Genomic DNA, 25,841 nt, shown 5'->3' with positions numbered 1-25,841 from the left:
TTATGTTTGTAAAGCTGGGACCCGTTCGGCAACCGAGTGGGCGATCATGACCTCTTCGTCCGTAGGAACCACTCTTACCGCAACGTGTCCCTCCGTCGTTGAAATCAGGGCCGCGTTTGCCAAATTCTCACTCGGATTCAAATCGATTCCCAAAAAGGCTAACCCATCGCAGATCCGGCGACGGATCTCCGCGGAGTTCTCACCAACGCCTCCGGAAAAAACCAGAGTGTCCACCCCACCCATCGCCGCCGCGTATCCACCGATAAACTTTTTGGCTTGGTAGCAAAATAGATTGACCGCTTCTGCGGCACGCTGGTCGGAACTTTCCGCAGCAAGGAGATCACGCATGTCGGAACTGGTTTCCGAGACGCCCTGCAGTCCCGATTCGTGGTTCAACATGCGATGAAGGCTCCCGGCGTCGAGGCCCTCCTGTTGCGTCAGATAGCGAAAGACACCCGGGTCGATATCTCCCGATCGCGTTCCCATTGGCAATCCGGACGCCGGAGTAAATCCCATGCTGGTATCGATACAGATGCCGTCGACAACCGCTGCCATACTTGCGCCGTTACCCAAATGAGCAAGAATAACGCGGCCTGTTGTCGCCGCCGAATCACCGATACGACGAAGCTCGCGAACCAAGTACGCGTAGGAAAGACCATGGAAACCATATCGCTGAATTCCTGCGGATTCATAACGACGAGGGATCGCCATCACCGTTGCAACGCGGGGCATGGTGCGATGAAAGGCGGTGTCGAAGCAGACCACCTGCGGTACGTTTGGCAACCGATTGCGAATCGATTCGATGATCGAAAGTTCTGCGGGTACGTGTTCAGGCGCATAAGGGCAAACCCGACGCAATTCATTTAGTAAATCGGAATTGACGATCTCTGGTTGCGTCCGTTGCATCCCATGAACGATACGATGCCCGATCGCCGAAACCCCCTTGATAATACCGTTCGATGTCAGCCAATCCATAAGAAATTCGGTCGCACCAACATGATCGAGTGCAGCCAAATCGACTTCATGCTTTCCCGATGAATCCTGGCAGCTGAACTTCACCTGCGTTCCATCGCATCCAATCCGGTCAAGCTTCCCTACCAACGCTCGGGTCAACGTTTTACCGATATCAAACACCGCGAATTTGATGCTTGATGATCCGCCGTTGATTGTCAGGATCCGATTTGCGATCATCGTTGCCACCGAATCAGTTCCAATTCCAATGGCACGCTAACGGTTGCGTGTTGCGGAACGACACGGGGGGTGAAATCGGTTGCCGGACGTGTTACCGGTACCGAGGTTCGGAACGTCAACCATTCGGCGTCAAGGTTTCCACTTGTTCTGCAGCGTTCCATTGTCTGCCGAAGGAGAGGAAAGTCGTCCGTTGCCTCGGCAAACAATTCAACGCGTGCAAACCGTGGATCCAGACCGTCAAGGTAAACGTCGACGGAAAACACATGCTCCGTTTGATTCGTTTCTGTTCGCAGTTCCCCGAACTTTACGGCAGGCCATTTTTCTCTGACAGACCTTTCCCAATCAACGATTTGTGCGCCGGCGGTTCCATTGAAACTAACTCGTTTCCTAAATGAGGCGGCAGCCGGAAGGTAATGCTGCTCGGTATATTCGCGGACCGATCGAACCGCGGAGAACTGAGGGGTGAGCTGGGACATACTTGCTCGCATTCGTGACAGCCAAGCCGTCGGCAAGCCCTGCTCATTGCGCTCGTAGAATTCGGGAACAACCTCTTTCTCCAGCACGTTGTACAGTTGCTCTGCTTCGACCGCATCCCAGGCCGGATCATCGCCATGTTCTTGGCCGTCGCCAATCGCCCACCCAACCTCGGGCGTGTAAGCTTCCACCCACCATCCATCCAGTTCGGACAGATTGATACCGCCATTCACCAACACCTTCATTCCGCTGGTTCCGCTTGCTTCCCAAGGACGCCGCGGTGTGTTCACCCAGACATCGGATCCTTGAACCAGATGTTCCGTCAGCCGCATGTCGTAATCGCTGAGGAAAATCACGTGCTGCCGGGCGAGTGGATGCTGAATGAATTCGATCCACTCACGAATCAAGTACTGCCCTGCTTTGTCAGCGGGATGAGCCTTCCCTGCGAGAATCAATTGCACAGGATGCTCCGAATTCGCCAGCAGACGAAGCAGCCGATCCGGGTCATGCAACAAAAGATTGGGGCGTTTATAAGTAGCAAACCGCCGGGCGAATCCAAGGGTCAAAGCATTCGGATCAAACAGGTGCTTGGCAGCTTCAACCTCCTCTTCCGGCGATCCTGAAGCGGCAAGCTGCCGCGACAGTCGTTGACGCGTGTATTCGACCAACGCATGAGTCGAATCAATGCGAAACTGCCAAAGCGTTTCATCCGATACGCTGCCGATATCACAATTCAATGTTTTGTTTGTACCGTCCCAGCGATCTTTTCCACAGGATTCGGTCCAGACCGCATCCGCAGCCGCCGAATCCCAACTGGGCATGTGAACCCCATTGGTGACATGCCCCACGGGAACTTCGTCAGCGGGCCAATGTGGAAACAGAGGATTGAAGAGGTGTCGGCTGACCCTTCCGTGCAATCGACTGACACCATTAATGCTACCACTGCCGCGGATCGCCAAGTGAGCCATGTTAAATAACTCCGATTGGTCACCTGGGTTTTGTCGCCCTAGCGCCAACAGTTCATCGACGGAAATCCCCAGTTCAACCTGAGCGTATCGGGCGAGATATTGCTGAACCAAATGCGGCTCAAAACGATCGAACCCGGCCGCCACTGCGGTATGGGTTGTGAACAGGTTTCCCGCTCGAGTCACCGCCAAAGCGATATCGAAAGGCTGTCCAGAATCTTTCATGAAAGCACGCGCACGTTCCAAAATCGCAAACGCGGCGTGTCCCTCATTCAAATGGCAAACTTCAGGCGAGATCCCCAGTGCGGTCAACAGACGCCAACCACCAATTCCCAGAATCAATTCTTGCTTCAAACGAAGTTCGGGGCCGCCGCCGTAGAGCTCACTTGTGATGCCGCGGTGTGCGGGAAAGTTTGCGGCATCGTTGCTGTCCAGCAAGTACAGTTTCACGCGTCCGACCTGAACCTGCCAGGTTCGTAACCAAACCGAGTACCCCGGCAACTCGACCTTCAATCGCAGCCATTCCCCATCGGGCCCCCGCAGCGGCCGAATCGGCAACTGACCGGGATCGTTGTAGGGATAGAGCGCATGCTGTTGGCCCGCTTCATCGATCGATTGGCGAAAGTAACCTTGCTGGTACAGCAGGCCAACCGCGACGACAGGCAGCCCTAAATCGCTGGCCGCCTTCAATTGGTCTCCCGCGACGTTTCCTAGGCCACCGGAATAGATCGGCAGCGACTCACTCAGCATGAATTCCATACAGAAATAGGCGACGCACGACAGGTCGGAATCAGCGTGGGTCTTTTGAAACCACGCCGGTTTTTCCTCCTTCTGCCTTCGAGCGTCGGACAAACGTTTGATGGTCCGACGAAAATCATCGTCTTCTAGGACGCCTTCAATTCGATGCTGCGAAACCGTTTGCAGGACCACCCAAGGATTATGCGTAATCGACCAAAGCTCCGGGTCCAGTCGACTCCAGATCTCATCGGTCGCGTGGTTCCAGGTGGACCGCAGGTCCAAAGCCAAATCGGCAAGCGTTTCGACACCCTCAATATCGACCGGCAAGTGATCGAAAAAGGGATAGATGCTCCGTCGGTTTTCAGACATTATTATTCTGCCAACCAAACTCGAGCTTCATCGATTTCGCTCGTGTCAAAGTAGCGAACCTTCGCCGTCGTAAACGGTTTGCAAAAAACAGCCATCCCTTTTTCCCACTTCTTATCACCCACAATCGCTAGACGTTCAATATCGTTGAAGTGCTTCATGTCGAACTTCATGTCTTCCCACAGGGCCGCGGTTTCCCAACCGTGGAAGTCGTGCATTTCGAACAGGATTCGAACCTTGCCGTATTCCGCGATCTGACGCTCAACAGAAGGAGTGAATAAATCGTAGGCAGCTCGGTCAAGCTTTCCTGTAACGCGTATCTCTAAAAGGTTCCCTTCCTGGACTTCCTTCAGTTCAACGGACATGCCATTGCCTTTGTCATGGAGAATCAAACAACCAGCGTCCCACCGAACGCTCGGTCGTTTGCAAAGCAACTCGGATGCCAACCGAAACTTCGGCATCGTTACCGCCGAAAGCCTGCTGCCTGCAATGCGATTGATTTGGGAAAGCAATCGTGTTGCGTGCGATAGCGGCACGAACGTGCGTCCTGGCACACCCAACAAACTATCTCGCACATTCGACCTCCTCTGGGATCTCCATTGGCTGAATTTCGAACGTATTCCCGGCTAGACAGACATTCCTCCCCGAACCTCGCCCGATGGCACACCCATTGCGTTATCCACCGGCGGACAATGCCCACACTATTGCGAGAGTACGGACTGATGAAACGCTTTAAGAAGATTTTGGTGGCCACGGACACACGGTTGGACAAACACCCAGTCGTCGATGACGCAGTCGAAATCGCCAAGCGAAACGGTGCCTCGCTAACGATCGTGGACATTCTGCCCGAACAGTCTTGGATCGCCAAACAGGTAACCAACGACCTAGACTATCTGCACGACCTTGTCCGAAAAGAAAAAGAAAACAAGTTAGACGAATTAGCGGCGATTGCTCGGAAAGCCGATATTGAAGTTCGCACCAAACTGTTTACGGGTAAAGCCTCCGTCGAAATCGTGCGTGAAGTGCTCCGTGAAGATCATGATTTGGTCCTCGCGGTTACCAAGGGAGCGAACAGCCGTACTTCCAACAACTACGGACGTACCGCCCGGCGCCTGCTGGCAACTTGTCCTGCAACGGTATGGTTGGTCGCTGAAAAGGCACCCTCAAAACCTCGACACATCGCCGCTTGTCTGGACACCGCACAAGACGACGACACGAACAAAGCACTAAACCAAAACATTTACGAAACCTCCCGGGCCATTGCGGAGCAGTTCGATTGCAAGTTTTCCTTGCTGCATGCTTGGAAACTGCAAGACGAACCGCTGCTTCGGACGCGGTTGAAACCCGATCAAGTCGATGCCTATCGTGATCGGCAGCTCGCTTACCACAAAGACCTGATGGAAAAGTTCTTGAAGCAAAACGATGGCAACAACAAAAACGTGCACTTCCTAAACGGAGACGTCGTCGAAGTCGTGCCGGAGTTCGTGGAGGAGAAAGATGTCGATTTAGTCGTGATGGGAACGGTCGCAAGATCCGGTCTGCTGGGTTTACTAATGGGTAACACGGCCCATAGCTTGCTCGACCATTTGGATTGCTCGGTCATGGCTCTAAAACCACCCGAATTCAAAACGTCGATTCCGATGTAGCACTCTGTCGTAACAACCGGTTTCGGAAACCCGTGTTTCCGATTGAGTGGTTGGCAAAACCAACGACTAGGGGAAGTTCGTTAGGTTACGGTGTGCCGCCTTTCGCTCGGGACGTGCAATCGATAAATGAAGGGGTTGCAGCCGTTGACGAGTCTACATAGCACCGAGTGAACAGGTAGCCCGGAGGGCGGCAGATACTTGCCGGCGGCTCAAGCGGCCGGAGTGGGTATCGCGAAAAAGAAAGCCCAGCGGGCGACAGAACCACCCTTGTCTGTCGCCCGTTGGGCTAAAAGCACTGTACCCAGACTCGGATGGGCAGGGTTGAAATCGTCAGTTATAGACTTCACGTCACGAGCGAAAGGCTACGATCACTATATCGCCAGATTGGTTTGCTTAGACGTTTTCCTGCAGCCATCAACCGTCCACTGATCATACTCACGTAGCAGCCAGAGCGTCACGCAGGCAGCCAGCATCGGAAATGCGGCAAAGAAGAGCAGATTTGGCTTTTCCCATGGATTCATGTATTGCTGATAACAACTAACGGTTGACACCGTATGCAAAACGGTAATCAGCGAGTATGAGAGCGTGCGGAATGTCCCCGTCACAAAAGCGATCACCAAGATCATCTGCACGACGCCGATTCCCAACATCAATGACATCCCCAACCCTTCCATCATGTAGTAGCGTTCGAAAATCCCCGCCGCATGTGCGGGATTCATCAATTTGTCTAACGTCCACATGAAGAACACGATTCCGACCCCGAGTCGCAATAACAAGAAAGATGGCGATAGTTTTCGTTGGAGTGCTTCGGGAACCGAAGCTCCGGGCAGTGAATTCATTTGATTTGCCGTGGTTGAGAAAAGATAGCTAGATAAGAATCGCAAAGCGGAGGACTTTGTTTAGTTAGACGCGCCACCGTCGACGCGGATATGTTGGCCCGTGATCCAACACGCTTCTTTGCTGGCCAAAAAGGAAACAACCGACGCAATGTCGCTTGGATGTCCGATGCGTTTAAAAGGTGAAAGTTCGCGGAAGAACTGTTTTCGATCATCGTCGCTATCCGCAAACATCCCGGGCTCGGTTGCCCCAGGACGAACACTATTGACCGTAATCCCTCGCCCACCAAGTTCGTGCGACATCGCCACAATCATCGCGTCGACCGCAGCTTTGGTCGCGGAATAGACACCGGTCCCAATACGTGGTCGCTCAGCCAGTTGCGACGAGACGAACACAAGTCGCCCATCTTCGTTCAGCCGTCTGGCCGCTTCACGAAGCGTCAAGAATGCCCCGGTCAGATTGACATCCAGCAGTCTCTTAAAATCAGAAAGTTTTACATCGGCGATCGGTCCACCGCCGCCCGTCCCCGCGTTCGCAACCACAGCGTCCAGACCACCAAATTTGCTGGTCGCAAAATCAAACAATTTCTCGACATCCGCTTCCTCGGTGATATCCGCAGAACTGGCCACTGCCGTTCCCCCACCATCCACAATTTGTCGAACAACATCGTCCGCGGACTTCTGATCCGATCCATAGTGGACCACAACGCGAAAACCATCCGAGGCTAACCGCCTACATATTTCGCTACCAATGCCACCCGAACCACCAGTCACAAGCGCGGTACGACAACTAGGCATGCGGTTAATCCTCATTCGGAATATTGAAAAGTCAAAAAGGGACCAAGGTCACCCGGTAAGCAGTAGATGATCAACCACCACACCAAGTCGCCAAAAAACACGTCGCCAAGAGTAACTTCCCGGCAACCATTCGCAACTTCAACTCTCCGTTGCCCTTACGGTCTGTTGATTTAATCGAAAGCGGAGAAAGCTTGTAGCCTTACGCTCCGCGGAAGTAGATTTAAGGGAGCGTTCTGTCGCGGAGCGAAACGCGACAATCACAAAATCAACAAGCCGTTTCCTCGATCCACTCCATCGCTCGGTCGCACAATACGGCCCCGGCATCGGTCTCCCCTGGAATTTTGTTGCATCCCCCCCGCACAGCACCTACATTGATTGAGTGCAATGGGTTCGGAGGAACGCAATACTCGATTAAAACCTTTTAAACCTTCGCGCCGATGCTTGTTAGATTGCCAGTCGCCAACGACAAGGAAACACGGAAGCGACAAGGAAACACGGAAGCTTCAGAGGACTATTACCATTTGCCAATCGTTTAGTTGGTCAGCTGGATACCCCACCTTTTTTAGCCCACCTACTTCGGAGCCTTCCCTTGGGAAAACTTGGCTCACTCCCTCGCTATATCCAAACTTTTTGGTTGCTAATCATTTGCGTCCCCGCTTGGTGCGATGACAGCCAATCGTTGCATCAGCGTTTGGACCAAATCATAACCAGGCAATTTGAGGATGGAGCGGAACCAGTCATCGCGGATGACGCCGAATTTTTCCGGCGAGTTTGGCTTGATCTTGCGGGAAAGATTCCGCCGGCAGATGTTACGCGGCAGTTCTTGGCCGATTCATCCCCCGGTAAACGGGCAAAAGTTATCGACCAATTATTGGCAGCGCCGACCTATGCAGATCGGATGCGAGATGCGTTTGATGTAATGTTGATGGAACGACGTGGCAGTCATGAAACATGGCAGAAATTCTTACTAACGGCCTTTGCAGAGAATGAATCTTGGGACCAAATGGTTCGGGCGATGCTGGAACCAGAACCCTCACAGCAAAGCCATCAAGGGGCGTCATTCTTTCTAACGAAGCGGCTAGAAAAGTACGGGCAAAATCCAGTTGACCATCCTGGACTGACCCGTGACATCGGGCGACTGTTCCTCGGCGTTGACCTGCAGTGCGCCCAGTGCCACGATCACCTGTTCGTTGACGAATACACACAATTGGATTTCCAAGGGCTGTTGGCCGTTACCCAGACGCTTAAACCAGACAAGGCTGCGCCGTTCCCATTGGTCACTGAAAAGCCGTTGGCAGAGAAACTGGAATTCGTGTCGGTCTTCGAATCGACTCCGGCTACAACCGGCCCACGCATTCCGTTCGGCAAGGAATTTGAAGTGCCGACCGAATTGGGTGACGACAGTAAGTACAGCCCGCTCTCCCTGGTCGCTGCCGAATTGCCAGTTGCCGACAATTCCCGATTCTCGCGAAATATCGCCAATCGAATCTGGCATCTAATGCTCGGCCGCGGCCTTGTTGAGCCTCTGGATTCCCATCATGCCGACAACCCACCAACCCATCCTGAGTTGCTGGAATTATTGGCGACCGAACTGGCAGCCCATCGATTTGATTTGAAGTGGCTGATCCGTGAGATAGCGTTAAGCGACACCTATCAGCGCAGCAGTCGCGTCGCGGACCCCAGCATCGATCCTCAACGGCTAGTTCCGCATCAATACGTCGTGGCGATTCCCAAACGTCTTTCTGCCGAGCAAGCGGTTCAAAGTTTTGTCCAAGCGATCGATGGCAACAAAGATCAGGAGGCACGGCAAGAAGTTCTATCGTTACTGGAACCGCTATTTGTTGCCGCCCTGGCAAATCCAGCCCGCGAACATGAAGACCACCGCCATCCTTCGGTGCAAAGTGCTTTGTTCTTCGCCAACGATAACGATGTGCTTACCGCGTTGCAGCGTCAACCAGACAATTTGGTTGATCGTCTAATGGGGATTTATGACCAGACCGCCTTGGCGGACGAATTGTACCTATCGATTGTCAGTCGTCCGCCCAGTGAAGAAGAGAGAACCGAACTCGCGTCTTTTTTGAACGAAAACAGCGATCAACGCGAGGCCCGCCTGACACACTGGGTGTGGGCTCTATTTGCATCCACGGAATTCAATATCAATCACTGAAACAAAACACTATGTCTAGATCGCCCCTTTGTCGTCCACACGAACATCGGCTCTCACGCCGTCACTTTATGGGTGCTGGAGCCGCAACGTTGGGCTTTGGAAACATGCTCCGTCCCGTTGTAGCCGAAGACCTTCGCGACAAAGATCGACAGGTGCTTTGTATTTGGCTGGACGGAGGGATGAGCCAATTAGAAAGCTGGGACCCGAAACCGAATACCCAGTTTGGCGGTCCCTTTCGGGCCATCCCGACCTCGGTCCCCGGGATTCACGTCTCGGAACTGCTTCCCAAAACCGCTCAGCAGATGCATCACCTTGCGATCCTGCGCAGCGTCCACACGCAGGACAACAGCCACTCCGCCGGAGTGGCACGCATTAATCGTGGCGACCCCAAGGAACGCGGCGTTGTCTATCCCTATCTTGGCTCGGCCGTTGCCAAACTGATGGGTCCAACAAAGACCGGACTGCCCCCTTACGTTTGGGTGAAGCCGGGTAGCGGTGGATTCAAAACACAGGACGCTGGATTCCTAGGGCCATCTTATGGTGCCCTCGCACTAGGAGACGCCAAACCACCCGCAAACTTGCTTCCACATCCATCTTTGACCAGTGCGGACTACCAACTGCGACAGGAACTCCGCACCCGTTTCAACGAACGCTTTGGAAAACGCCGATTCAACAATGAAATGGCCGCGGATACCAGCGTCTACGACATCGCTCAAACACTAATGCGCAGGATGGACCTGTTTGATGAGTCCAAGGTTCCCGCAAAAGATGTTGTTCGTTATGGATCCCATGAATTGGGACGACATCTCTTGATGGGGCGGCGATTGATCGAAGCGGGTGTCCGATTTGTGAAGGTTAACTCCTATCACTGGGACAGCCACGGTGACCATTTTAATTCCAGCGATTGCCTTCATCGACAATTTGATCAACCTTTCGCAGCGCTTATTGAAGATCTAGCGGATCGAAGTCTGTTGGACAATGTACTGGTAATTGTATTAAGCGAATTTGGACGGACCCCGCGTATTAACTCGCACTGCGGACGCGACCATTGGCCCGAAGCTTGGTCGGTCGCGATGGCAGGTTGCGGGATTCAAAGAGGGGCCGTCGTAGGGGCGACCAATGCCTTGGGCACTTTTGTCGAAGGTCCCGAACACGACATCGGTCATCTGTTTCATACATGGTTTCAAGCGTTGGGAATTCCTAAAGAGCACATGGAATACATCAATCAGGACCAACCGTTGCCGGTCGCACATGATGATTTCAGTGCTATTTCCGAGTTGCTTTCTTAGACTGGACGTTTTCCGGATGGCTGACAAACCACAAACAGACGAACCGATAGCGGCACTGACGCCGCAGCCGATCGGCAAGCCGATTGAATACGAACGAATGCTCTGGCACGCCCGGTTCTCTCCCGATGGTCAATGGCTTGTCGCCGTCGGGCAAGACGCAAAAATAGTGCGTTGGACGGTGGCCGACCCGACGGAAGAGAACGGTACGGGGCTCACGCAAGGCGAATCGCTAACAGGACATAATGGTTGGATTTGCGGACTCGCCTTCCATCCGAAGCTCAGCCATCTATACACTGTCGATTCCTGGGGGCAGTTAGCCTGTTATCCCTATTCGCAACCGGAAACCAGCGAACCCTTATGGAACCACCAATCCGCGCACGAAGGTTGGATTCGAACGATCGCAATTCATCCGACCGGGACACGGGTCGCCACTGGTGGTAACGATGGAGTCGTGCGGATCTGGTCCACGGTCGATGGTGCTCCCGTTTCCCATTGGGCGCACGGATCAAAAGTGATGAGCCTGGCCTTTACGCCCGATGGCAAAAGCTTGGTCTCGGGCGACTTGTTTGGCATCATTAGGCAATGGGATCTCGATACCGGCAAATCGATTCGTGAACTAAGTGCTGTCCCGCTGTATCAAAAACATTACAACCAAGAATGCGGTGGCGTGCGTCGCTTAGTCTTTAGTCCTCAGGGCGATCGATTGGCTGCGACTGGTCAGAAGGAACCCAAAGGAGGCTTTGCAACGGGCACTCCCTGCGTGATTGTCTTCGACTGGGCTACGGGGGACGTCTTGCGAGAAATGGTCGTTGGCGATCAAAACGATGGATTCGCCTACGATGCCATGTTTCATTCCTCAGGAAACGTTGTTGCCTGTTCTTCTGCTTTCCCCCGCAAGGGACCTTTCTGGTTGTGGCATCCTGAATCCGAACAGGCGTTACTGATCGACAAAAAACTATCCAATGGACTCTCGCTAAGCCTGCACCCCGATGGTAGACGACTTGCGTTATTGACCTCCAACGCTCCCAACGGTAATGGCCGCGGGTTAAAAGACGGAGAATATCCTGGGGGAAGATCGCGAATCGTATTGATGCAACTAAGCACCTGATCCGCAGCCCTACCTAACAGAACGCAAGAAGCTTTGCTGGCGACACGACCTCAATGCCAGCGATCTTCGTCGTCAAACCACAAACGCTGCCCGGCGTCGGGAGAGACAAGAAAACCGGACACCGGACTTGCAGATCCGCACTAGACGAATATCGCTAAACCTGCCTTCGAAGCGATCACATTCGAGGCACCGGCATATGATATGCATCGATGTTTAGGCATCAAACCCAAACAATTTTGCAGCATTTCCACCAAGAACTTTCTTCCTATCCTCATCGCTGAAATTGGGAAGCATCGCCGCAATTTTCTGCCGGTATTCTCGGTACGACGCATCTGTTGTATTGGCGTTAAAACCTCCTCCGTAGATCAGTCGCTCGGCACCCCAAAGCTCCGCTAGTCTCGCAATGACCGGTGCAACGTCGCGATGGGGATATTTGTCCTGCGGAGGAATCGCAGCCAGCTTCATGACCGTGTTCGGTAGCTCCGACCATCCCAGCACGACAGCGTGTTCTTCGGGGGTCCCTTGCATCGGGCGTCCCAGATGGTCGATGATAACACGCGTCTCTTTGTAACGACGCAAGTAGGGATCAAGCCGCGCGGCATAACGAGGCTCCAAGTGGACCTGCATGGCGACTCCCGCGTCGGTAGCGATGGCCCACAACCGATCAAGCTCCGGACTTCCCCACGGTGGCAATCGTCCCGGAGCATACGCATGCAGCCTTGTCGCGACGATATGATCCTCGTGCTGCCTTAAAAATTGCGGCAAACGTTCGAGCGATTTCGGCTGGTCTGAAAAGAACAGGCAGGTGCCCTTCAATCGTCCATTTCCGATGTCGATGCAGTGTTCCAGATAGCGATGGTCATCTTGGTAGGGTTCGGGATGAACAACAATCGCATGATCCACTCCAGCACCATCCATACGCTCAAGCAGGAATTCAGGCGTTGCAGGTTGACCTGGGCGATAGGGAGCCCGCTCATGATACGGAAAACGGGCATCCTCCGGACCAGCAAAACAATGAAGATGCGAATCAACCACCAACGAGGACTGGTCGGCCGCATCTACCGGGGATGTCATGGAAGCCGCGGCAACGCCTCCGGCGATCGCGCCGATGGCTTGCCTTCGGTTGAGCGGTAGACGTTTGTCGAAATCGGACCGATCGTTCATCTGCGGAAAACCTCAAAAATGCAACACAAAAACTCGCTCATCGAGCGACCTGAATCTTCGCAGCGTCAATTCTAATCGATCGAAACGCGGAAGAGCACAACAGACGGATTCAAGCGAAACCGAAACGATTGCGAACGAGAAATCAGGTCCATCCTCTCACAACCGGACCGACAGAACTTCGACTAGCATCCAGCACAGCAGAGCACCTCGCACCGTCCAAGCGACCGTCCGAATCCAGTTGGAACGAACCAGCCAACGATGCGTATTCGGACTAAATCCTTCCAGCAGTCTGGTGTGACAGGGGACCTGAACGGCGGCGGTCGAAATCCAGATCACGCAAACCAATAAAAATCCGAACTGGACCATCGAACTGCTGATCCCCATCGGCGGATAGAACACCAACAGAAGCGAACTAATGGCCTCCAGAAGCATTACGGGCCCAACAACCAACGTGACTAAAAACTGGTGTCGCTTCTGGTAGGCAATGAACTGGCTATCTCCCACACCACTGAAAAGAGGATAGTGCACCACCTGAATCGTCCAGATCAGCCCCACCAGGAAGAGGGTGCCGACGAGGTTGACGATCAGCAGAAGAATCGGAAACGGCACCGTGTTGCGGCCCCACAAAATAGACGATCGATTCGATAATACAGGCAAGCCGAAGTTTAGGCTTCGCTTCATTGTATCGGCGGATCAAGACGTCTTACGTTGATCTTCGAACGACTAAAAACGGGGCTCTTCTCAAGCGACTAAAGTATCCCGCGACCTCTCATTCAGGTTTTCATACGGTCTGTGCTGCGGCGAATGGGAATCCTGCACGACGCCACCAACAGTTAACCCAGATCGGTGAGAATCGATTCTTGGTTGTCGACCTGAAATCAAATTATCCGCGATACGCGGCCACGTCAGCAGACTCTTTCTCAGGGAATTTTTGAACGCCATGAATCAAAAAAACTATGTTGTCGTTGGCGGTAGTCACGGAATCGGATTGTCGATCGTCAAACGTTTGGTCGCAGGCGGTGCCGCGGTGACCGCCATTGCTCGAACAAGCGATCATCTGACCGGGCTGTCAGGCGTCACTGCCATCGAAATGGACGTATTGAAGGATGAGATCCATGCCGACCAACTTCCCGAATCTATCGACGGGTTGGCCTACTGCCCTGGTTCGATCAATCTTCTCCCCATTCGTGCTCTCACCCCGGAAGCGATGATCGCTGATTTTCAGTTGAACGTGGTCGGAGCGGTCAAATGCTTACAGGCGAGCCTTCGGGCAATGAAGGCAGCCGAAGCGTCGACGATGGTAATGTTCAGCTCGGTCGCAGTCTCTCAAGGACTACCAATGCACGCGTCGGTCGCAGCCTCCAAAGGAGCCGTTGAGGGTCTTACTCGATCTTTCGCTGCGGAATTAGCCCCGAAGATTCGCGTGAACTGCGTGGCCCCATCGTTAACCGACACGCCACTTGCAGCGCGCCTACTGTCCAGCGAATCAAAACGGCATGCGATGGCCGAGCGACATCCGCTGAAGCGTATCGGAACCCCAGACGACATCGCCGCCATCGCCGAATTCCTGCTAACCAACAGCTCCAGTTGGATCACCGGGCAGGTTATTGGCGTCGACGGAGGGATGGCAACACTTCGAGTCTGAGCCCAAGAGCACCGCCGTCAACGATTTCCGATGGGTACCAAGACTCATTTGCAGCGACACTTATTCAATTTCCCGAATCGCTCGAGCCGGATTGCCCGCAACGACCACACCCGAGGGCACATCTTTTGTCACGACACTCCCAGCCCCAATAACGCTACGAGCACCCACCGTCACGCCGGGGCAGATGATTGCTTTGCCGCCTATCCACACATCGTTGCCAATCACGACAGGTTTTCCGAACTCTTGGGTACGACGAAGCGTCGCTTCCAGCGGATGGGATGCCGTATAGATGTGAACCCCTGGCCCCACGAAAACGAAATCCCCCACACGAACTTCGCACACGTCCAGGATCACGCAATCGAAATTGAAATAGACATTTTCGCCAAGGTAAATGTTTTTGCCATAATCGCAGCGAAATGACGGTTCCACCCAAACCGAATCCCCACCGCAGGCAAACAAATCCTGCAAAAGACTGCGGCGCAGTTCCGTCTCACGAGGCGAACTGGTGTTGAAGGCGTGACATCGCTCGCGTGCGAGAACACGGAGCTCTACCAATTCAGGATCGTTAGCGTCGTACAGATCGCCAGCCAACATCTTCTCTTTTTCGGACTTCATTCAGATCACGCCTGTTTGAATCTCCACGCATTTTTCGGCAATTGAATCGCGGGATTGGCTTTTGCCAGAGCCGCGTAAAGCTTCGGGCGACTGCAGGCGTAATTTGTCGAAATACGGAATCTCTCCCCATCCTTCAGGTACATCATGATCGAATTAAAACCGACATGTTTGCTATAAGTATGCTCAATTTTAACAATGTCGTTGACAGGTACCGAGAACGAGGCATCTTTCGAAAGCGGATCGACAATCTCAAATCGATTTGCATCAACGGCAATCCGCAGCGTATCATTCTGCCGCCAGAATCGAACGGCTACCAGGAAAAGCCCAACTTCAACGATGGGGAGGACAATGTTCGCCCAAAAAAACAACTGCTCCGTTGCCTTAGACGGCTCAAGAAAATGCTTAGCCGCAAAGTACATCGTCAACAGAAAAGCCATATTGCCCAGCAACACCAATGCGGTGCGCCGCTGTCGTCTTTCGTAAACGTAGAAATCACTCATCAGGAAGAAAAAAAGCCCTCTCGTAAACGGTTAGCATTCGAAACCATTATTCCTCGAATGGTTTCACCACACGTCCAATTAGCGAACGCAAGTGTGATAGATACGATACCGCATCCTCGTCAATAGAAAACCGTTCAACAAACGCTCGGGCCCCTCCCCTAATCGTTGACTTGCCAACCTAGAAACGGGTGCGTGCGGGTGGCGAGTGGTATCGAGACAGCTTTTCCGCCCGCGACGTGCGAGGCATATACCCCGTGGACCATCTCTAGCGTCGCTCGACCATCTTCTGCACTGCAGAGCGGTGGACGATCCTCGCGGATCGCAGCGATCAAATCGTCCACGGCCACCAGGTGATGAGCCACCTTATGGCCGATTCCCTCGATCGGTTCCGGCTTGCCAATTCCGGCACTACTAATCGGGATCCAAGGTCTTGGCTTCACGGAAGGCCGAAAGGGACTCCCAGGAACATAGTGGGCCAGCGGTTCAGTATCCATACGCAAATCAATGATCCCTTCGTTTCCAATAATTTGCAGCCCAAATCCAGCTGAGGCGACTCCATGATTCCGGATGGAATCGAAAAAGACGGGAATGCCATTTTCCGTTTCATACCGAGCGTGTAATTCGTCGCCCGCGATCGGACCAACTCCTTCGGTTCCGGCAACGACATCGGCCGGAGTCACAGGACGTTTGCCATGCATCATCACCGCGGAGCAGGCGGTCACCTTGCCAGAGAACTGGGGGACCAGATTAAACAGATGCGTTCCCAACACCCACAGGTCCTGAGCGCCGCCCCGTCCATCTTCCTTTCCGCGACAGCGAATTTCCAAAGGTTTGCCGATGGCTCCGGACTGGATCGCTTCGATGATCGCGGGAACCGCCGGATGGTATCGGTTGCGATGGGCAATGGCGACTTTCGCGCCAGTCCGTTCGCACGCCGCAACGATTTCATCCGCTTCGTCGAGCGTTCGGCAAAAAGGTTTTTCGCAGTAGATTCCTTTTGCGCCTCCATCAATCGCCGCGAGGATCATTTCATGATGTTGATCAATATGACGCGGACAAACCACGACGATGTCTGGGCGAGTTTCGGCAATCATTTCCCGGTAATCCAAGAACGATTGCTTCGCGCCGGTCTTTTCTTTCTCGCGAGCCAGTCCCTTTGCGTCCGCATCCGCGACGGCAACAATCTCAGCCTCGGGGACCTTCAACCAAACGGTACTTAATCCGTGACCAAAATCACCGCGCCCCGTGTGACCAATCACAGCCACTCGCATCCTTTCATCGGGCGCAGCGGCCGAACTGTTTGCAGCCCGCCAAAACATCGGGCTGACAGCGGCAAGCGTACTAACGGCGGAGATGAAACGACGTCGATGCACTTTCGCAGACAAGCTCGCATCGGAAACGGGTCCTTCAGACAACAAACGCTGAACGATTGGAACGGTCGAGGGAAAATCCGTTGCCACAGGGTCGCGGCGTCCAGGTCGAGCGGGGCGAATCATAGGTTGCGAACTCGGGTTTGATGGTCCAACAAATAGAACCGGTTCCTACCGGCCCGTTAAGTATAATACCGATTGTCAATCGGAAATACGGATCGATCCGTCCAAGCAAAAGCAGGGCCGTTTCCCCTCGGCAACAAACGACAACGCTGTTTAGTAACTGCAAATTCAGATAGATCCGGCCGGTGGGAACCGGCCCTACGTTAAAGGAAACTCCATTGTTTAATCGTTTTTTTGCGGCGGCCATTGGTTGTGCGTTGCTCTTCGGAATCGCGGCTCCATTTGATTCGGCTGTGTTGGGTACGGTCTCCGTAAACGCCGCGGAAACGTCTCCTACGGATGTTCCGGATCTGAAAATCGGTACACAGTCTGTTAACAAGATCCTGTTTATTGGAAATAGCATCACCCGCCACGGGCCCGCTCCCAAAATTGGTTGGACCGGCAATTGGGGGATGGCGGCGACTTCCGAAGAAAACGATTACGTTCATCTATTGCTTGAGCGAATCACCCAGGCGGCGGGCGGAAAACCGCAAGCCATGATCAAAAACGTTGCCACCTTCGAACGCAGTTTGACCGACTACGACATTAAGGAGGAATTGAAGCAGGAACTCGCCTTCAACCCCGATTTGATCGTCGTCGCGATCGGCGAGAACGCGGTCTCCCCTGCGACCGACGAAGCCAAAGCAGAATTTGCGACCGCCTTTGCAAACCTGTTCACCGAATTGACAAAACAAGGGAAGCCGACATTGTTCGTCCGCAGCAGTTTCTGGCATCACGCAGAAAAAGACAATCTGATGAAGCAGGCGTGTGAGAACGCCGGCGGTGTTTTCATCGACATCAGCGATCTTGACCAAAACCCCGCCAATTTCGCCCGTGCCGAACAACAGATCGAACACGCAGGCGTCGCCGCTCACCCCGGTGATAAAGGAATGCAAGCTATCGCAGACGCGATTTGGAGCAAGCTTCAAAACTAGGAATCGTTCCTACCGGCCCACTGCCACAAAAATGTTTGTGATCACATTGCTGACCTGCTTGCGTGGCCGGTGGAAACCAGCCCGACTTGTTACAATGTGTCTCCTTATTACTGCTTTTCGATAAAATTGAGAATACACCAATGAAAATACCCCAGTTGAAACGACGTCAGTTTTTGATTGCCTCCTCTGCTGCCTTGGCTGCGGCGACGCTGGCTCGCGAAGCGGTTGCCGCAGACGCTCCTTCCTACAAACTTGGCATTCAGCTTTACTCATTGCGTGGGTTTGATGTCGACCAGGCGCTCAAGCATGCGAGCGACCTTGGCTTTGAACAGGTTGAATTCTACGGCGGTATGTTGCCGACAAATGCTTCCGCTGACGAAATCCAAGCGATGCAGAAAAAGGTCGCTGACCTTGGAATGTCTATCTCGGCTCACGGCGTGAATCGCCTTACCAAAGATGCTGCCGCGAATCGCAAGATTTTTGAATTCGCAAAAGCCCTCGGCATACCAACGATCACTGCCGACCCGGATCCCGATTCCTTCGACAACCTCGATGAGTTGGTAGAGGAATTTGATATTCAAGTTGCCATCCACAATCATGGTCCACGACATCGGTATAACAAGGCAATCGACGTCCTCGACGCGATCCAAGGTCATGACAAAAGGATTGGTGCCTGTGCCGATCTTGGTCACTACATTCGCTCCGGGCAAAGTGCAACGGAAGTGATCCGGCTGCTGCAAGGACGTTTGTACGGCATCCATTTAAAGGACTTTGCCGATATGCAAGACAAAACGGAAGGTGTCATCCTGGGCGAAGGCTACCTGGATGTCGAAGGGGTCTTCCGTGCTCTCAAGGCAACGGGCTTCCCCGAAAACGGCGCGATCTCGCTTGAGTACGAAGAAAATCCGAAAGACCCGATCAAGGATATCCAACAGTGCGTGACCGTCGCTCAAGCGGCAATGAAGAAGGTCGGCGTTTAAACAGATCGATGACACAACACCGACGGTTGGCCTCCATTTGAGCCAACCGTCGGCGGAAATCAGAATTGATTTCCGATCGGACGACTGTTGATGCGATCTCATCCGTGATGCATCAAATCGCTCTGAATGCGTATCCTCTCGTCGCAGGGAGGGACGTGCATAGAGCCAACCTGGCGGAAGATACTTTCCGCTGGCGCAGGGACGTGCGATCAATAAGTTGCCGATTTCCGCTCAGGCTGCTCTTGTTTGTTTTCGCTGGGCTCGTCCCGGTCGGTACAACAACTGGCAGCTACCTGAATGCCTACCCCCACTCGATCCTTCTCCGCCAGGCAAGCTGGCATGGGACCTTTTCTCCCTGCCACACTCGCAACCTATTTATCGCACGTCCCTAAGCCAACGGAAACCTAGCGTGCGTGCGCATGAAAGCCCAGCGGGCGACCGACAAGGATGGTTCTGTCGCCCGCTGGGCTTTCCTTTTCGCGATCCCCACTCCGGCGGCTTGCACCGCCGGCAAGTATCTGCCGCCCTCCGGGCTACGTATTCACTCGGCCCGTGTAGACTCGTCAACGGCTGCAAACTCTTCATTTATAGATTGCAGGTCTCGACCGCTGGAGGGCTGTCGAAATTTCAAGGCTGTGATGGCTTTACCAGCGTCGATGGAATTACCAGATTCCATCAGCCACTAGAACGCCCAAGGATTAGAAATTCGCAATCCGCGGTACCACTCGTACACGTGTGGCCCGCGGATTTCTGCAAGTGGGAACGGGTTATTCTCTCCCGGCTTCCACCTTCTTCATTCCCTCCTCGAGGGTTTTTATGTCCGCCGGGGTTAAATGTGGACGGTCGATTTTTAAGGTCAGCTTGTCCAGCCCTCCCGTGAACGCAAACGGCGGCTGATAGTCCGCATCGTTTACCCCTGTCAAACTATCGGAACCGATGTCGAAGCTCTCGTCCCATTGCAAAATCATTGGGATGGTCTTCTTCATCTGCTTGGTGTCGACGACCTTGCCATCGACTTTAAGGGTGCCGGTGCCGGGGCGTCCGAGTCCACTCATATTGTTATAAACAAGCGTCCCGACGCCCAAACCGTCATACTTGAAATCGAACTCGACAACGTGCTTACCGGGGCTGAGCGCCTCGGGGCCCTCCCATTTGATTCGCTCCAGGTCAAGCATGTTCCAGAGAAAGACCGGTTTGCCCTTGAGCAAGTAGAAACCGTAACCGCAGAAGCGACCGCCAGAGGTAAGCATCATGCCTTCGGCTCCCCCTTCAGGAACCGTGATCTCTGCGGTGATCGTGTAGGAGGTGTTCAACAGTAACGGTGAATCGCCCTGCGGCAACCCGATCATCGGACGTGTATAAACGAATTCGCTTCGACCCGCAGTAATATTGGGTCGAGGTGCAATAACGCGAGCGGCGACGGAGGCATCCAGTGGGAAGACTTGGTATTTTTCCGCTTCGCTGATGAACATCTCCTTCATTTTTGCAAGTCTGTCGGGATTTTCGTCGGCGATATTGTCAGACTGTGCGAAATCGCTGGTCAAGTCGTAAAGTTCGAGGACTTGATTGTTCAGCGGATCCGGATTCGCTACCCCGAAGGCTTCCCACGGGGCACGGTTGACCTTGGTACTAAGCAGCCAACCTTCGTGATACAGGGCCCACTGCCCCATCATCTCAAAATACTGCGTTTTATGCTCCGAAGGAGCCTGCGCATTCGCCTTCTTAAAAGTGTACGCGAAACTGGTTCCTTCGATCGGGGCCTGCTCAATGCCATCCACCGTCTCAGGAGCGGCGATGCCGGCGACTTCTAGGATGGTGGGAACCACATCGATGACGTGCATGAACTGGTTACGCAGTCCGCCGGGGTCATCAATATGTCCCGGCCACGACACCGCCATGTTCTGACGGATCCCACCCAGCTTCGAAGCGTTCTGTTTGAACCACGAGAAGGGAGTGTCGAAGGCCCATGACCAGCCAGCAGACATGTGGTTGTAGGTTTCCTCCGTTCCCCATACGTCATACCACTTCATCTGCACATCGACTGGCATTTCATTAACGCCATTGAAGAAAGCGACTTCGTTGGGAGTCCCAAGCGGTCCGCCTTCGGCGCTGGTGCCGTTGTCACCATTGATATAGATGATCAGTGTGTCATCCAATTTTCCCATATCATCGACGGCCTGAATCACGCGACCAATTTCATGGTCGCTGTAGGCGGCGTAGGCGGCAAAAATTTCGACCTGTTTGATAAATAGCTTTTGAGTCACCGCATCCAGTTCATCCCACGGTTTCAGAATATCTGCGGGCCATGGCGCCATTTTCGTATCGGCGGGGATAACGCCAAGCTTCTTCTGGTTTTCAAAGATACGTTCGCGGAGTTTCTCATAACCGTCATCGAACAAGTGCATATCGTGGATTTTTTTCACCCATTCCTCGGTGGGATGATGGGGCGCATGAGTGGCACCGGGCGCGTATTTCACGAAAAACTTTTTATCGGGCAGCGTCTGATTCGTGCGATGAAGGTAATCGATCGCGTCGTCTGCCATGCCGGTCACAAGGTTCCAACCGGGATCGTCTTGAAAAGGATAGATTTGCGTATGGTCGCGGAACAAGTTCGGCTGCCACTGGTTGGCGTCGCCTCCGACAAATCCGTAAAAGTATTCAAAGCCCAATCCCGACGGCCACTGGTCAAAGGGACCGACCGAACTGGCCGCAAACGCGGGAGTATTGTGGTCCTTCCCAAACCAGGAAGTGGCATAGCCGTTGTCCAGCAGAATGCGCCCGATCGTCGCCTTGTCCTTGCCGATGATACTGTTGTAGCCGGGGAATCCGGTTGCCTGTTCGGAAATGACGCCAAAGCCAGCGACGTGGTGGTTGCGGCCAGTGATTAATGCCGCCCGTGTCGGCGAACAGAGTGCGGTGGAGTGGATGTTGTTGTACCGCAAACCACTTTTCGCAACACGATCCATCGCAGGGGTTGGAATCACGCCACCGAAGGTGCTGGGGACGCCAAACCCGGCGTCATCGGTAATAATAAGCAGCACATTGGGCGCTTCCTTTGGTGGCACGGTACGCGGCGCCCACCACGGCTTCGACTGTAACGCGTCGTCCTTGATCACCCCACCAAACTTCGGATCGGGTGCAGGAAGTTGTTTTCCCGAAATGGTGGTTGTCGCCCCTGGCGATCCTAAATCGCCCGTCACTTCGACCTGGGCAAGAGCTGGTGAAACAATCCCAAGCAAGGCTATTGCCAATGCTCCGAAAGACTTAAGGAACATACTGACAAGCTCCGGGTGATAGGAAAAGAAAATTCACTACAAATGAGAAGAGGGTAGATCTGGGCGGCTACTTAAACGCACCAGCGAATTACGGTTGGCTGGTGTTTCCTGCGTCGGTCGCTTTTAACACTCCACGATACAGATCGCCATCGGTCCTCCAAGGGTCACCACCTCCATTGCGTCCGGTAAGTTGCGACTGGAATCCGTGTTCAATGGAATGCGACTCAAGCAGGCCTGTCTTTTCTAGACATTCAAAAAGATAGTCTCGCTCAGCATCGACATCCGGGGCCGTCACATGCGTGATCTGCCCAGTTGTGCGACTAAGTCCGACCCGTTCGTCATAAATGGCAGCGCCAATCCACTGGGGGCGTCCATCCACACTCAGTTCCTTCGTCCGCCAGAACCGAACGTGGTGTCGCTGACGTGGGTTATCATCGACAGGTTGCTCATACGCCAAGTCTTCTTTGCGTCCGAACAAATACAGATTGCTGACGGGCGCGGCGGCGTCGGGCCGCGATAGGACCGTATCGGCAGCGATCTTTAGATCACTATCGATCCCCAGTGCGTCCGCTCCGTACCAGCCGGCCGCCTTCATGATGCCCTTCAGTTCTTGTTCAGAACCGGTCAATTCAACATTCAGAGGACCGCCGGGATGGCGATCGCTCGTTTGCGTAAGCCGAGGGTTGTCATCGATACTAGGAGCGATCCAGGAGTACCCATCCCACACCAATGGGATGGCAAAATACGCGAGGACGCCCCACAACAGCCCAACTCCAAAGAGCCACTTAACAGCTCGCCTGCGGCTTGACCGAGGCGCAGGAGAAGGGTGTTTTTCTTGATTCAACTTCGTTATCTCGAAATAGACTGATGCAAATCTCGTTTGGATCGGTGATATCCAACCGAGCCTACTGAGTCGACGTTGAGGAATCTGCTTCTTTATTTTCTAATCGCACGAGCAACCACTGCTCGGTCCGATCCTTTCCAAAGTGAATCAAAACCGGCGCTTCATCTTTGGTCAGATTGTACAGTCCGGTTTCCACGACGTTTTCGGGGTGATCACCAACGGTGAAAGCAACCATCTGCGTTGTTTTGTCGACCGATCCTTGGATGACTTGGTTATTTTTCGTCGCCGTGTCGGTCGAATTCCCGCGAATGATACCTTGCTTGTTGACAGCCAATTGGATCGTGACTTCCGATTCTTTGCTATCCGTTCTGCTTAATGCAAACACACCCAGCGGCATCCAATCACCGTCGGCAGGTGCATCGGCTTTCGCACCGTCTGCGGCTACCGAAGCGGCTTGGTCGTAGTATTCTTCAGCCGTTCCCACTTCCTCGCCATTGAAGTAGACGTTGTTGTCGGAATACGTGATGTTGGTTCCGTAGTCATAGTAAATCGGTTGGGCTTCGGCGTAGCCGACATAAGTAGCAGCCGTCGCCCAAGTGCAAGGACGCCAGATCGTGTTTGCTGCCCATCCAGCGGCAAACCAAGCACCTGGGTAGTTTGCGTACCAACCGCGATTGTAGATTCCCCAGTTGTGATAATTGCCACGGACGGCGACGGCAGTGTTGTAGCGTCCCGACGGCGTGACACGTGTAAAGCCAGCAGCGGCACCACGTGGCCCGGCAACAACACCACGTGCGGCACCTGCACCGTTACGGCCTTCAACAGCACCACCAGCAGCGACTCTTCCTCCAGGTCCGCGTGCGACACCTTGAGCAGCACGTCCGCCATCAGCGCCTTCGACGCCTCTTCCAGCGACCGCGCCGCCGTTAGCCCCCACGGCGCCGCCACGATAAGCGGTGTTCCCCCGTGGACCGGTCACACTACCGCCGGCAGCAACGCCGCCGCGAGGCCCCTCGACGGTTCCGCGATTGACATCGACGTTGTCTCCCGCATTGCCAAGATTAGCACGGTTCGATGCGTTCACATTCCGATTGACGTTAACGTCGGTGTTGCGATTGAAGTTATTTACGGTGTTGTTGGTCAGGCCGTGCATGCCTCCGTCAGAGGGCATCCCAAGAAAATTGTCCAACGAGCTTTTGCTAGGCGACGAAAAGCGATTGCTATCGGCACCAGCACCGCCGGGACCACGTCCGGCATTGCCAAGACCACCGGCAGCGGGGCTGCGTCCTGCTCCGCCCGCACCAAAGTTCCCGCGGTTCTCACCCGCTCCGCCGAAGCCACCCGCACCAGCCCTACCACCAGCAGGACTTCGATCGGCTCCTCCGAAGTTCCCACCACCAAAGTTTGCGCGGCTTGCACCGCCTCCACCGAAGTTATCGCGACTAGCGCCTCCTCCGCTGAAGTTAGCGCGACTTGCGCCTCCTCCACCGAAGTTAGCACGGCTTGCGCCTCCTCCGCTGAATCCACCACGACTAGCTCCTCCACCAAATCCGCCACCACGACTTGCGCCACCGCCAAATCCACCACCGCCCCTGCCGCCACGTCCAAAGCAATCAGCAAGTGGGAGACTGATCATCAGACCAATCGTTAAAGTCGTTAAAATAAAGGAGCGAAACATCGTTGAGATTCCTGAAAAAAGTGATTTGCAAATCGGCTGAATGAATAGACCCTGCGAACGCATGGGTGTTAGGGTTGGCGTTTGAGCACAACTTCGTTGGTGTCAGGAATTGCGACACCCCCTACGGTACGGTCGACCGACTGCCATACGTACGCGTTGTCGTCCAATCGCCTGAGTAGATTGACGGAAGCTGTCGACACGCCACGGCCGGTGATCCCTTGCATCTGAGCAGCCCAGCCCTCTTCGGTTGGCATCCAAACTCCGACGGCATGCCCTCCATCCGAACTGAATGTCCACGACTGAATGTAACCACCCTGTGCGTTCCAGCCGATCAACTGCACGCCTGACGAAGTCGAACCATTTAAGAAGGTCGTCGTGTAATCACGTTTGACGAAACGATGATCACTCACCCAACTGCATATCGATTCATTTTTGTTGCCCTGCTCTTCAGCGCCCCAGGTACCGATCAAAAATTCAAAATCGGACAAATTTTGTTCAGCGGTAGCGGATTCGATGACGGAATCACGAACCGATGCCATCTGCCATTTGCCGTCAACCTTAACGTGGATCGCCTCGTAACTTCCCACGACGGCTGCTGTGGGGCCTACCTTAACGCGACTGGTGCCCTGCTCCATTGCGGCGGCATCACTTAGCGCTTTCAGCGAATCAATGTTCAATTCGAGTGTTGCGCCCGCATTTTCCGCAAAGAAATCGGCATAGGACTTTTCGATCGCTGCTCGTCCCACCATCAAATTCCCCGCCCCGTCGATGTACTCGCCTTCGGGAGTCCACATCCCAGCGATTGCGGCGGCATCCCCTTTGTTGAAAGCATCGACAAAGGCTTTGGAACCGACTTGAATTTCATTCAAACTCGGATTGATCGCTGGTGTGGCTGCCGCAGCAGGGGCAGCTGCGGTCGCTGGTGCTGAGTCCTGGGCAACGGCAAAATTGCTGACAGATAACGCCAGCAGCATGCCGGCGAATTTTACTCTTTTCATGGTTGCGTCACAGTTTCGAATAGGTTCGTTCGACGAGTCGCAGCCATGCGGTATCAATCTCGGACTCCGCCGAGGTACTAATGAGGTCTAATTAGCT

Annotated in this window: 21 protein-coding genes; 7 read left to right on the top strand and 14 right to left on the bottom strand. The window is 53.9% G+C overall.

Going from position 1 to position 25,841, the window contains the following annotated elements:
• The 3 genes from FF011L_RS12820 to FF011L_RS12810 are packed head-to-tail and all read right to left on the bottom strand — an operon-like array spanning position 1 to position 4,099.
• Positions 1-1,191: an acetate/propionate family kinase gene (locus tag FF011L_RS12820; RefSeq protein ID WP_145355288.1), complete on the bottom strand. Its 1,191-nt coding sequence runs from the start codon at positions 1,189-1,191 to the stop codon at positions 1-3.
• A complete protein-coding gene (gene glgP, locus FF011L_RS12815; protein ID WP_145352042.1) occupies positions 1,188-3,737 on the bottom strand; it encodes an alpha-glucan family phosphorylase in 2,550 nt (849 codons plus the stop codon). The genes FF011L_RS12820 and glgP overlap by 4 nt, the downstream gene beginning before the upstream one ends.
• A gap of 2 nt (positions 3,738-3,739) precedes the next feature.
• A complete protein-coding gene (locus FF011L_RS12810) occupies positions 3,740-4,099 on the bottom strand; it encodes a SpoIIAA family protein (protein ID WP_145355286.1) in 360 nt (119 codons plus the stop codon).
• A 327-nt stretch (positions 4,100-4,426) separates the two neighbouring features.
• Between FF011L_RS12810 and FF011L_RS12805 the strand changes: the two genes are divergently transcribed.
• On the top strand, positions 4,427-5,380 hold the full coding sequence (locus FF011L_RS12805; protein ID WP_145352041.1) for a universal stress protein: 954 nt from the start codon (positions 4,427-4,429) through the stop codon (positions 5,378-5,380).
• A 371-nt stretch (positions 5,381-5,751) separates the two neighbouring features.
• On the opposite strand, the gene FF011L_RS12800 is transcribed toward FF011L_RS12805, so the two are convergent.
• Positions 5,752-6,219: a hypothetical protein gene (locus FF011L_RS12800; RefSeq protein WP_145352040.1), complete on the bottom strand. Its 468-nt coding sequence runs from the start codon at positions 6,217-6,219 to the stop codon at positions 5,752-5,754.
• A 60-nt stretch (positions 6,220-6,279) separates the two neighbouring features.
• Entirely contained in the window at positions 6,280-7,014 is a 735-nt protein-coding gene (locus FF011L_RS12795; RefSeq protein ID WP_145352039.1) for an SDR family oxidoreductase, read from the bottom strand.
• Positions 7,015-7,603: 589 nt separating this feature from the next.
• Between FF011L_RS12795 and FF011L_RS12790 the strand changes: the two genes are divergently transcribed.
• The 3 genes from FF011L_RS12790 to FF011L_RS12780 are packed head-to-tail and all read left to right on the top strand — an operon-like array spanning position 7,604 to position 11,578.
• A complete protein-coding gene (locus FF011L_RS12790) occupies positions 7,604-9,181 on the top strand; it encodes a DUF1549 domain-containing protein (RefSeq protein WP_145352038.1) in 1,578 nt (525 codons plus the stop codon).
• An 11-nt stretch (positions 9,182-9,192) separates the two neighbouring features.
• Entirely contained in the window at positions 9,193-10,470 is a 1,278-nt protein-coding gene (locus FF011L_RS12785) for a DUF1501 domain-containing protein (protein WP_145352037.1), read from the top strand.
• A 16-nt stretch (positions 10,471-10,486) separates the two neighbouring features.
• Complete coding sequence (locus tag FF011L_RS12780) at positions 10,487-11,578, top strand: WD40 repeat domain-containing protein (protein WP_218933180.1); 1,092 nt, start codon at positions 10,487-10,489, stop codon at positions 11,576-11,578.
• 213 nt (positions 11,579-11,791) lie between these two features.
• Here the strand turns inward: FF011L_RS12780 and FF011L_RS12775 are convergent, their stop codons facing one another.
• Positions 11,792-12,742: an amidohydrolase family protein gene (locus FF011L_RS12775; RefSeq protein ID WP_145352035.1), complete on the bottom strand. Its 951-nt coding sequence runs from the start codon at positions 12,740-12,742 to the stop codon at positions 11,792-11,794.
• A gap of 156 nt (positions 12,743-12,898) precedes the next feature.
• Entirely contained in the window at positions 12,899-13,351 is a 453-nt protein-coding gene (locus tag FF011L_RS12770) for a hypothetical protein (RefSeq protein WP_145352034.1), read from the bottom strand.
• A 331-nt stretch (positions 13,352-13,682) separates the two neighbouring features.
• Between FF011L_RS12770 and FF011L_RS12765 the strand changes: the two genes are divergently transcribed.
• Positions 13,683-14,387: an SDR family NAD(P)-dependent oxidoreductase gene (locus FF011L_RS12765; protein WP_145352033.1), complete on the top strand. Its 705-nt coding sequence runs from the start codon at positions 13,683-13,685 to the stop codon at positions 14,385-14,387.
• A 60-nt stretch (positions 14,388-14,447) separates the two neighbouring features.
• On the opposite strand, the gene FF011L_RS12760 is transcribed toward FF011L_RS12765, so the two are convergent.
• From FF011L_RS12760 to FF011L_RS12750, 3 genes are all read right to left on the bottom strand, one after another.
• Positions 14,448-15,002 carry a sugar O-acetyltransferase gene (locus tag FF011L_RS12760; RefSeq protein WP_145352032.1) on the bottom strand — a complete coding sequence of 185 codons (555 nt, stop codon included), beginning with the start codon at positions 15,000-15,002 and terminating at the stop codon, positions 14,448-14,450.
• 5 nt (positions 15,003-15,007) lie between these two features.
• Positions 15,008-15,502 carry a hypothetical protein gene (locus tag FF011L_RS12755; protein WP_145352031.1) on the bottom strand — a complete coding sequence of 165 codons (495 nt, stop codon included), beginning with the start codon at positions 15,500-15,502 and terminating at the stop codon, positions 15,008-15,010.
• Between the two features lie 158 nt (positions 15,503-15,660).
• Positions 15,661-16,998, bottom strand: a complete 1,338-nt coding sequence (locus FF011L_RS12750) for a Gfo/Idh/MocA family protein (protein ID WP_246109893.1) — start codon at positions 16,996-16,998, stop codon at positions 15,661-15,663.
• A gap of 215 nt (positions 16,999-17,213) precedes the next feature.
• Here FF011L_RS12750 and FF011L_RS12745 point away from each other — a divergent pair, with 215 nt between their 5' ends.
• Positions 17,214-17,969, top strand: coding sequence for an SGNH/GDSL hydrolase family protein (locus FF011L_RS12745; protein ID WP_145352030.1), 756 nt, complete (start codon positions 17,214-17,216; stop codon positions 17,967-17,969).
• Positions 17,970-18,109: 140 nt separating this feature from the next.
• On the top strand, positions 18,110-18,949 hold the full coding sequence (locus FF011L_RS12740) for a sugar phosphate isomerase/epimerase family protein (RefSeq protein ID WP_145352029.1): 840 nt from the start codon (positions 18,110-18,112) through the stop codon (positions 18,947-18,949).
• 767 nt (positions 18,950-19,716) lie between these two features.
• Here FF011L_RS12740 and FF011L_RS12735 read toward each other — a convergent pair.
• From FF011L_RS12735 to FF011L_RS12720, 4 genes are all read right to left on the bottom strand, one after another.
• The gene (locus FF011L_RS12735) at positions 19,717-22,224 is read right to left on the bottom strand and encodes an arylsulfatase (RefSeq protein ID WP_145352028.1); all 2,508 of its coding nucleotides are present in this window, start codon (positions 22,222-22,224) and stop codon (positions 19,717-19,719) included.
• An 88-nt stretch (positions 22,225-22,312) separates the two neighbouring features.
• Positions 22,313-23,068 (bottom strand): LssY C-terminal domain-containing protein, encoded by a 756-nt coding sequence (locus FF011L_RS12730; protein WP_246109892.1) that lies wholly within the window; start codon positions 23,066-23,068, stop codon positions 22,313-22,315.
• 61 nt (positions 23,069-23,129) lie between these two features.
• Complete coding sequence (locus FF011L_RS12725) at positions 23,130-24,746, bottom strand: protocadherin (RefSeq protein ID WP_145352026.1); 1,617 nt, start codon at positions 24,744-24,746, stop codon at positions 23,130-23,132.
• 68 nt (positions 24,747-24,814) lie between these two features.
• Positions 24,815-25,744, bottom strand: a complete 930-nt coding sequence (locus FF011L_RS12720; RefSeq protein ID WP_145352025.1) for a YybH family protein — start codon at positions 25,742-25,744, stop codon at positions 24,815-24,817.
• Positions 25,745-25,841: the final 97 nt, after the last annotated feature.

The sequence above is a fragment of the Roseimaritima multifibrata genome, from assembly GCF_007741495.1.
GTDB lineage: Bacteria > Planctomycetota > Planctomycetia > Pirellulales > Pirellulaceae > Roseimaritima > Roseimaritima multifibrata.
Note: the sequence above shows the minus strand (reverse complement) of the source record. Positions and strands in the feature narration are given on the sequence as shown.

Coding starts and splice junctions, on each gene's coding strand:
- FF011L_RS12785 (WP_145352037.1), top strand. CDS start 9,193: ATGTCTAGATCGCCCCTTTGTCGTCCACACGAACATCGGCTCTCACGC.
- FF011L_RS12765 (WP_145352033.1), top strand. CDS start 13,683: ATGAATCAAAAAAACTATGTTGTCGTTGGCGGTAGTCACGGAATCGGA.
- FF011L_RS12760 (WP_145352032.1), bottom strand. CDS start 15,002: ATGAAGTCCGAAAAAGAGAAGATGTTGGCTGGCGATCTGTACGACGCT.
- FF011L_RS12780 (WP_218933180.1), top strand. CDS start 10,487: ATGGCTGACAAACCACAAACAGACGAACCGATAGCGGCACTGACGCCG.
- FF011L_RS12800 (WP_145352040.1), bottom strand. CDS start 6,219: ATGAATTCACTGCCCGGAGCTTCGGTTCCCGAAGCACTCCAACGAAAA.
- FF011L_RS12805 (WP_145352041.1), top strand. CDS start 4,427: ATGCCCACACTATTGCGAGAGTACGGACTGATGAAACGCTTTAAGAAG.
- FF011L_RS12810 (WP_145355286.1), bottom strand. CDS start 4,099: ATGTCCGTTGAACTGAAGGAAGTCCAGGAAGGGAACCTTTTAGAGATA.
- FF011L_RS12775 (WP_145352035.1), bottom strand. CDS start 12,742: ATGAACGATCGGTCCGATTTCGACAAACGTCTACCGCTCAACCGAAGG.
- FF011L_RS12725 (WP_145352026.1), bottom strand. CDS start 24,746: ATGTTTCGCTCCTTTATTTTAACGACTTTAACGATTGGTCTGATGATC.
- FF011L_RS12740 (WP_145352029.1), top strand. CDS start 18,110: ATGAAAATACCCCAGTTGAAACGACGTCAGTTTTTGATTGCCTCCTCT.
- FF011L_RS12735 (WP_145352028.1), bottom strand. CDS start 22,224: ATGTTCCTTAAGTCTTTCGGAGCATTGGCAATAGCCTTGCTTGGGATT.
- FF011L_RS12795 (WP_145352039.1), bottom strand. CDS start 7,014: ATGCCTAGTTGTCGTACCGCGCTTGTGACTGGTGGTTCGGGTGGCATT.
- FF011L_RS12750 (WP_246109893.1), bottom strand. CDS start 16,998: ATGATTCGCCCCGCTCGACCTGGACGCCGCGACCCTGTGGCAACGGAT.
- FF011L_RS12755 (WP_145352031.1), bottom strand. CDS start 15,502: ATGAGTGATTTCTACGTTTACGAAAGACGACAGCGGCGCACCGCATTG.
- glgP (WP_145352042.1), bottom strand. CDS start 3,737: ATGTCTGAAAACCGACGGAGCATCTATCCCTTTTTCGATCACTTGCCG.
- FF011L_RS12720 (WP_145352025.1), bottom strand. CDS start 25,744: ATGAAAAGAGTAAAATTCGCCGGCATGCTGCTGGCGTTATCTGTCAGC.
- FF011L_RS12820 (WP_145355288.1), bottom strand. CDS start 1,191: ATGATCGCAAATCGGATCCTGACAATCAACGGCGGATCATCAAGCATC.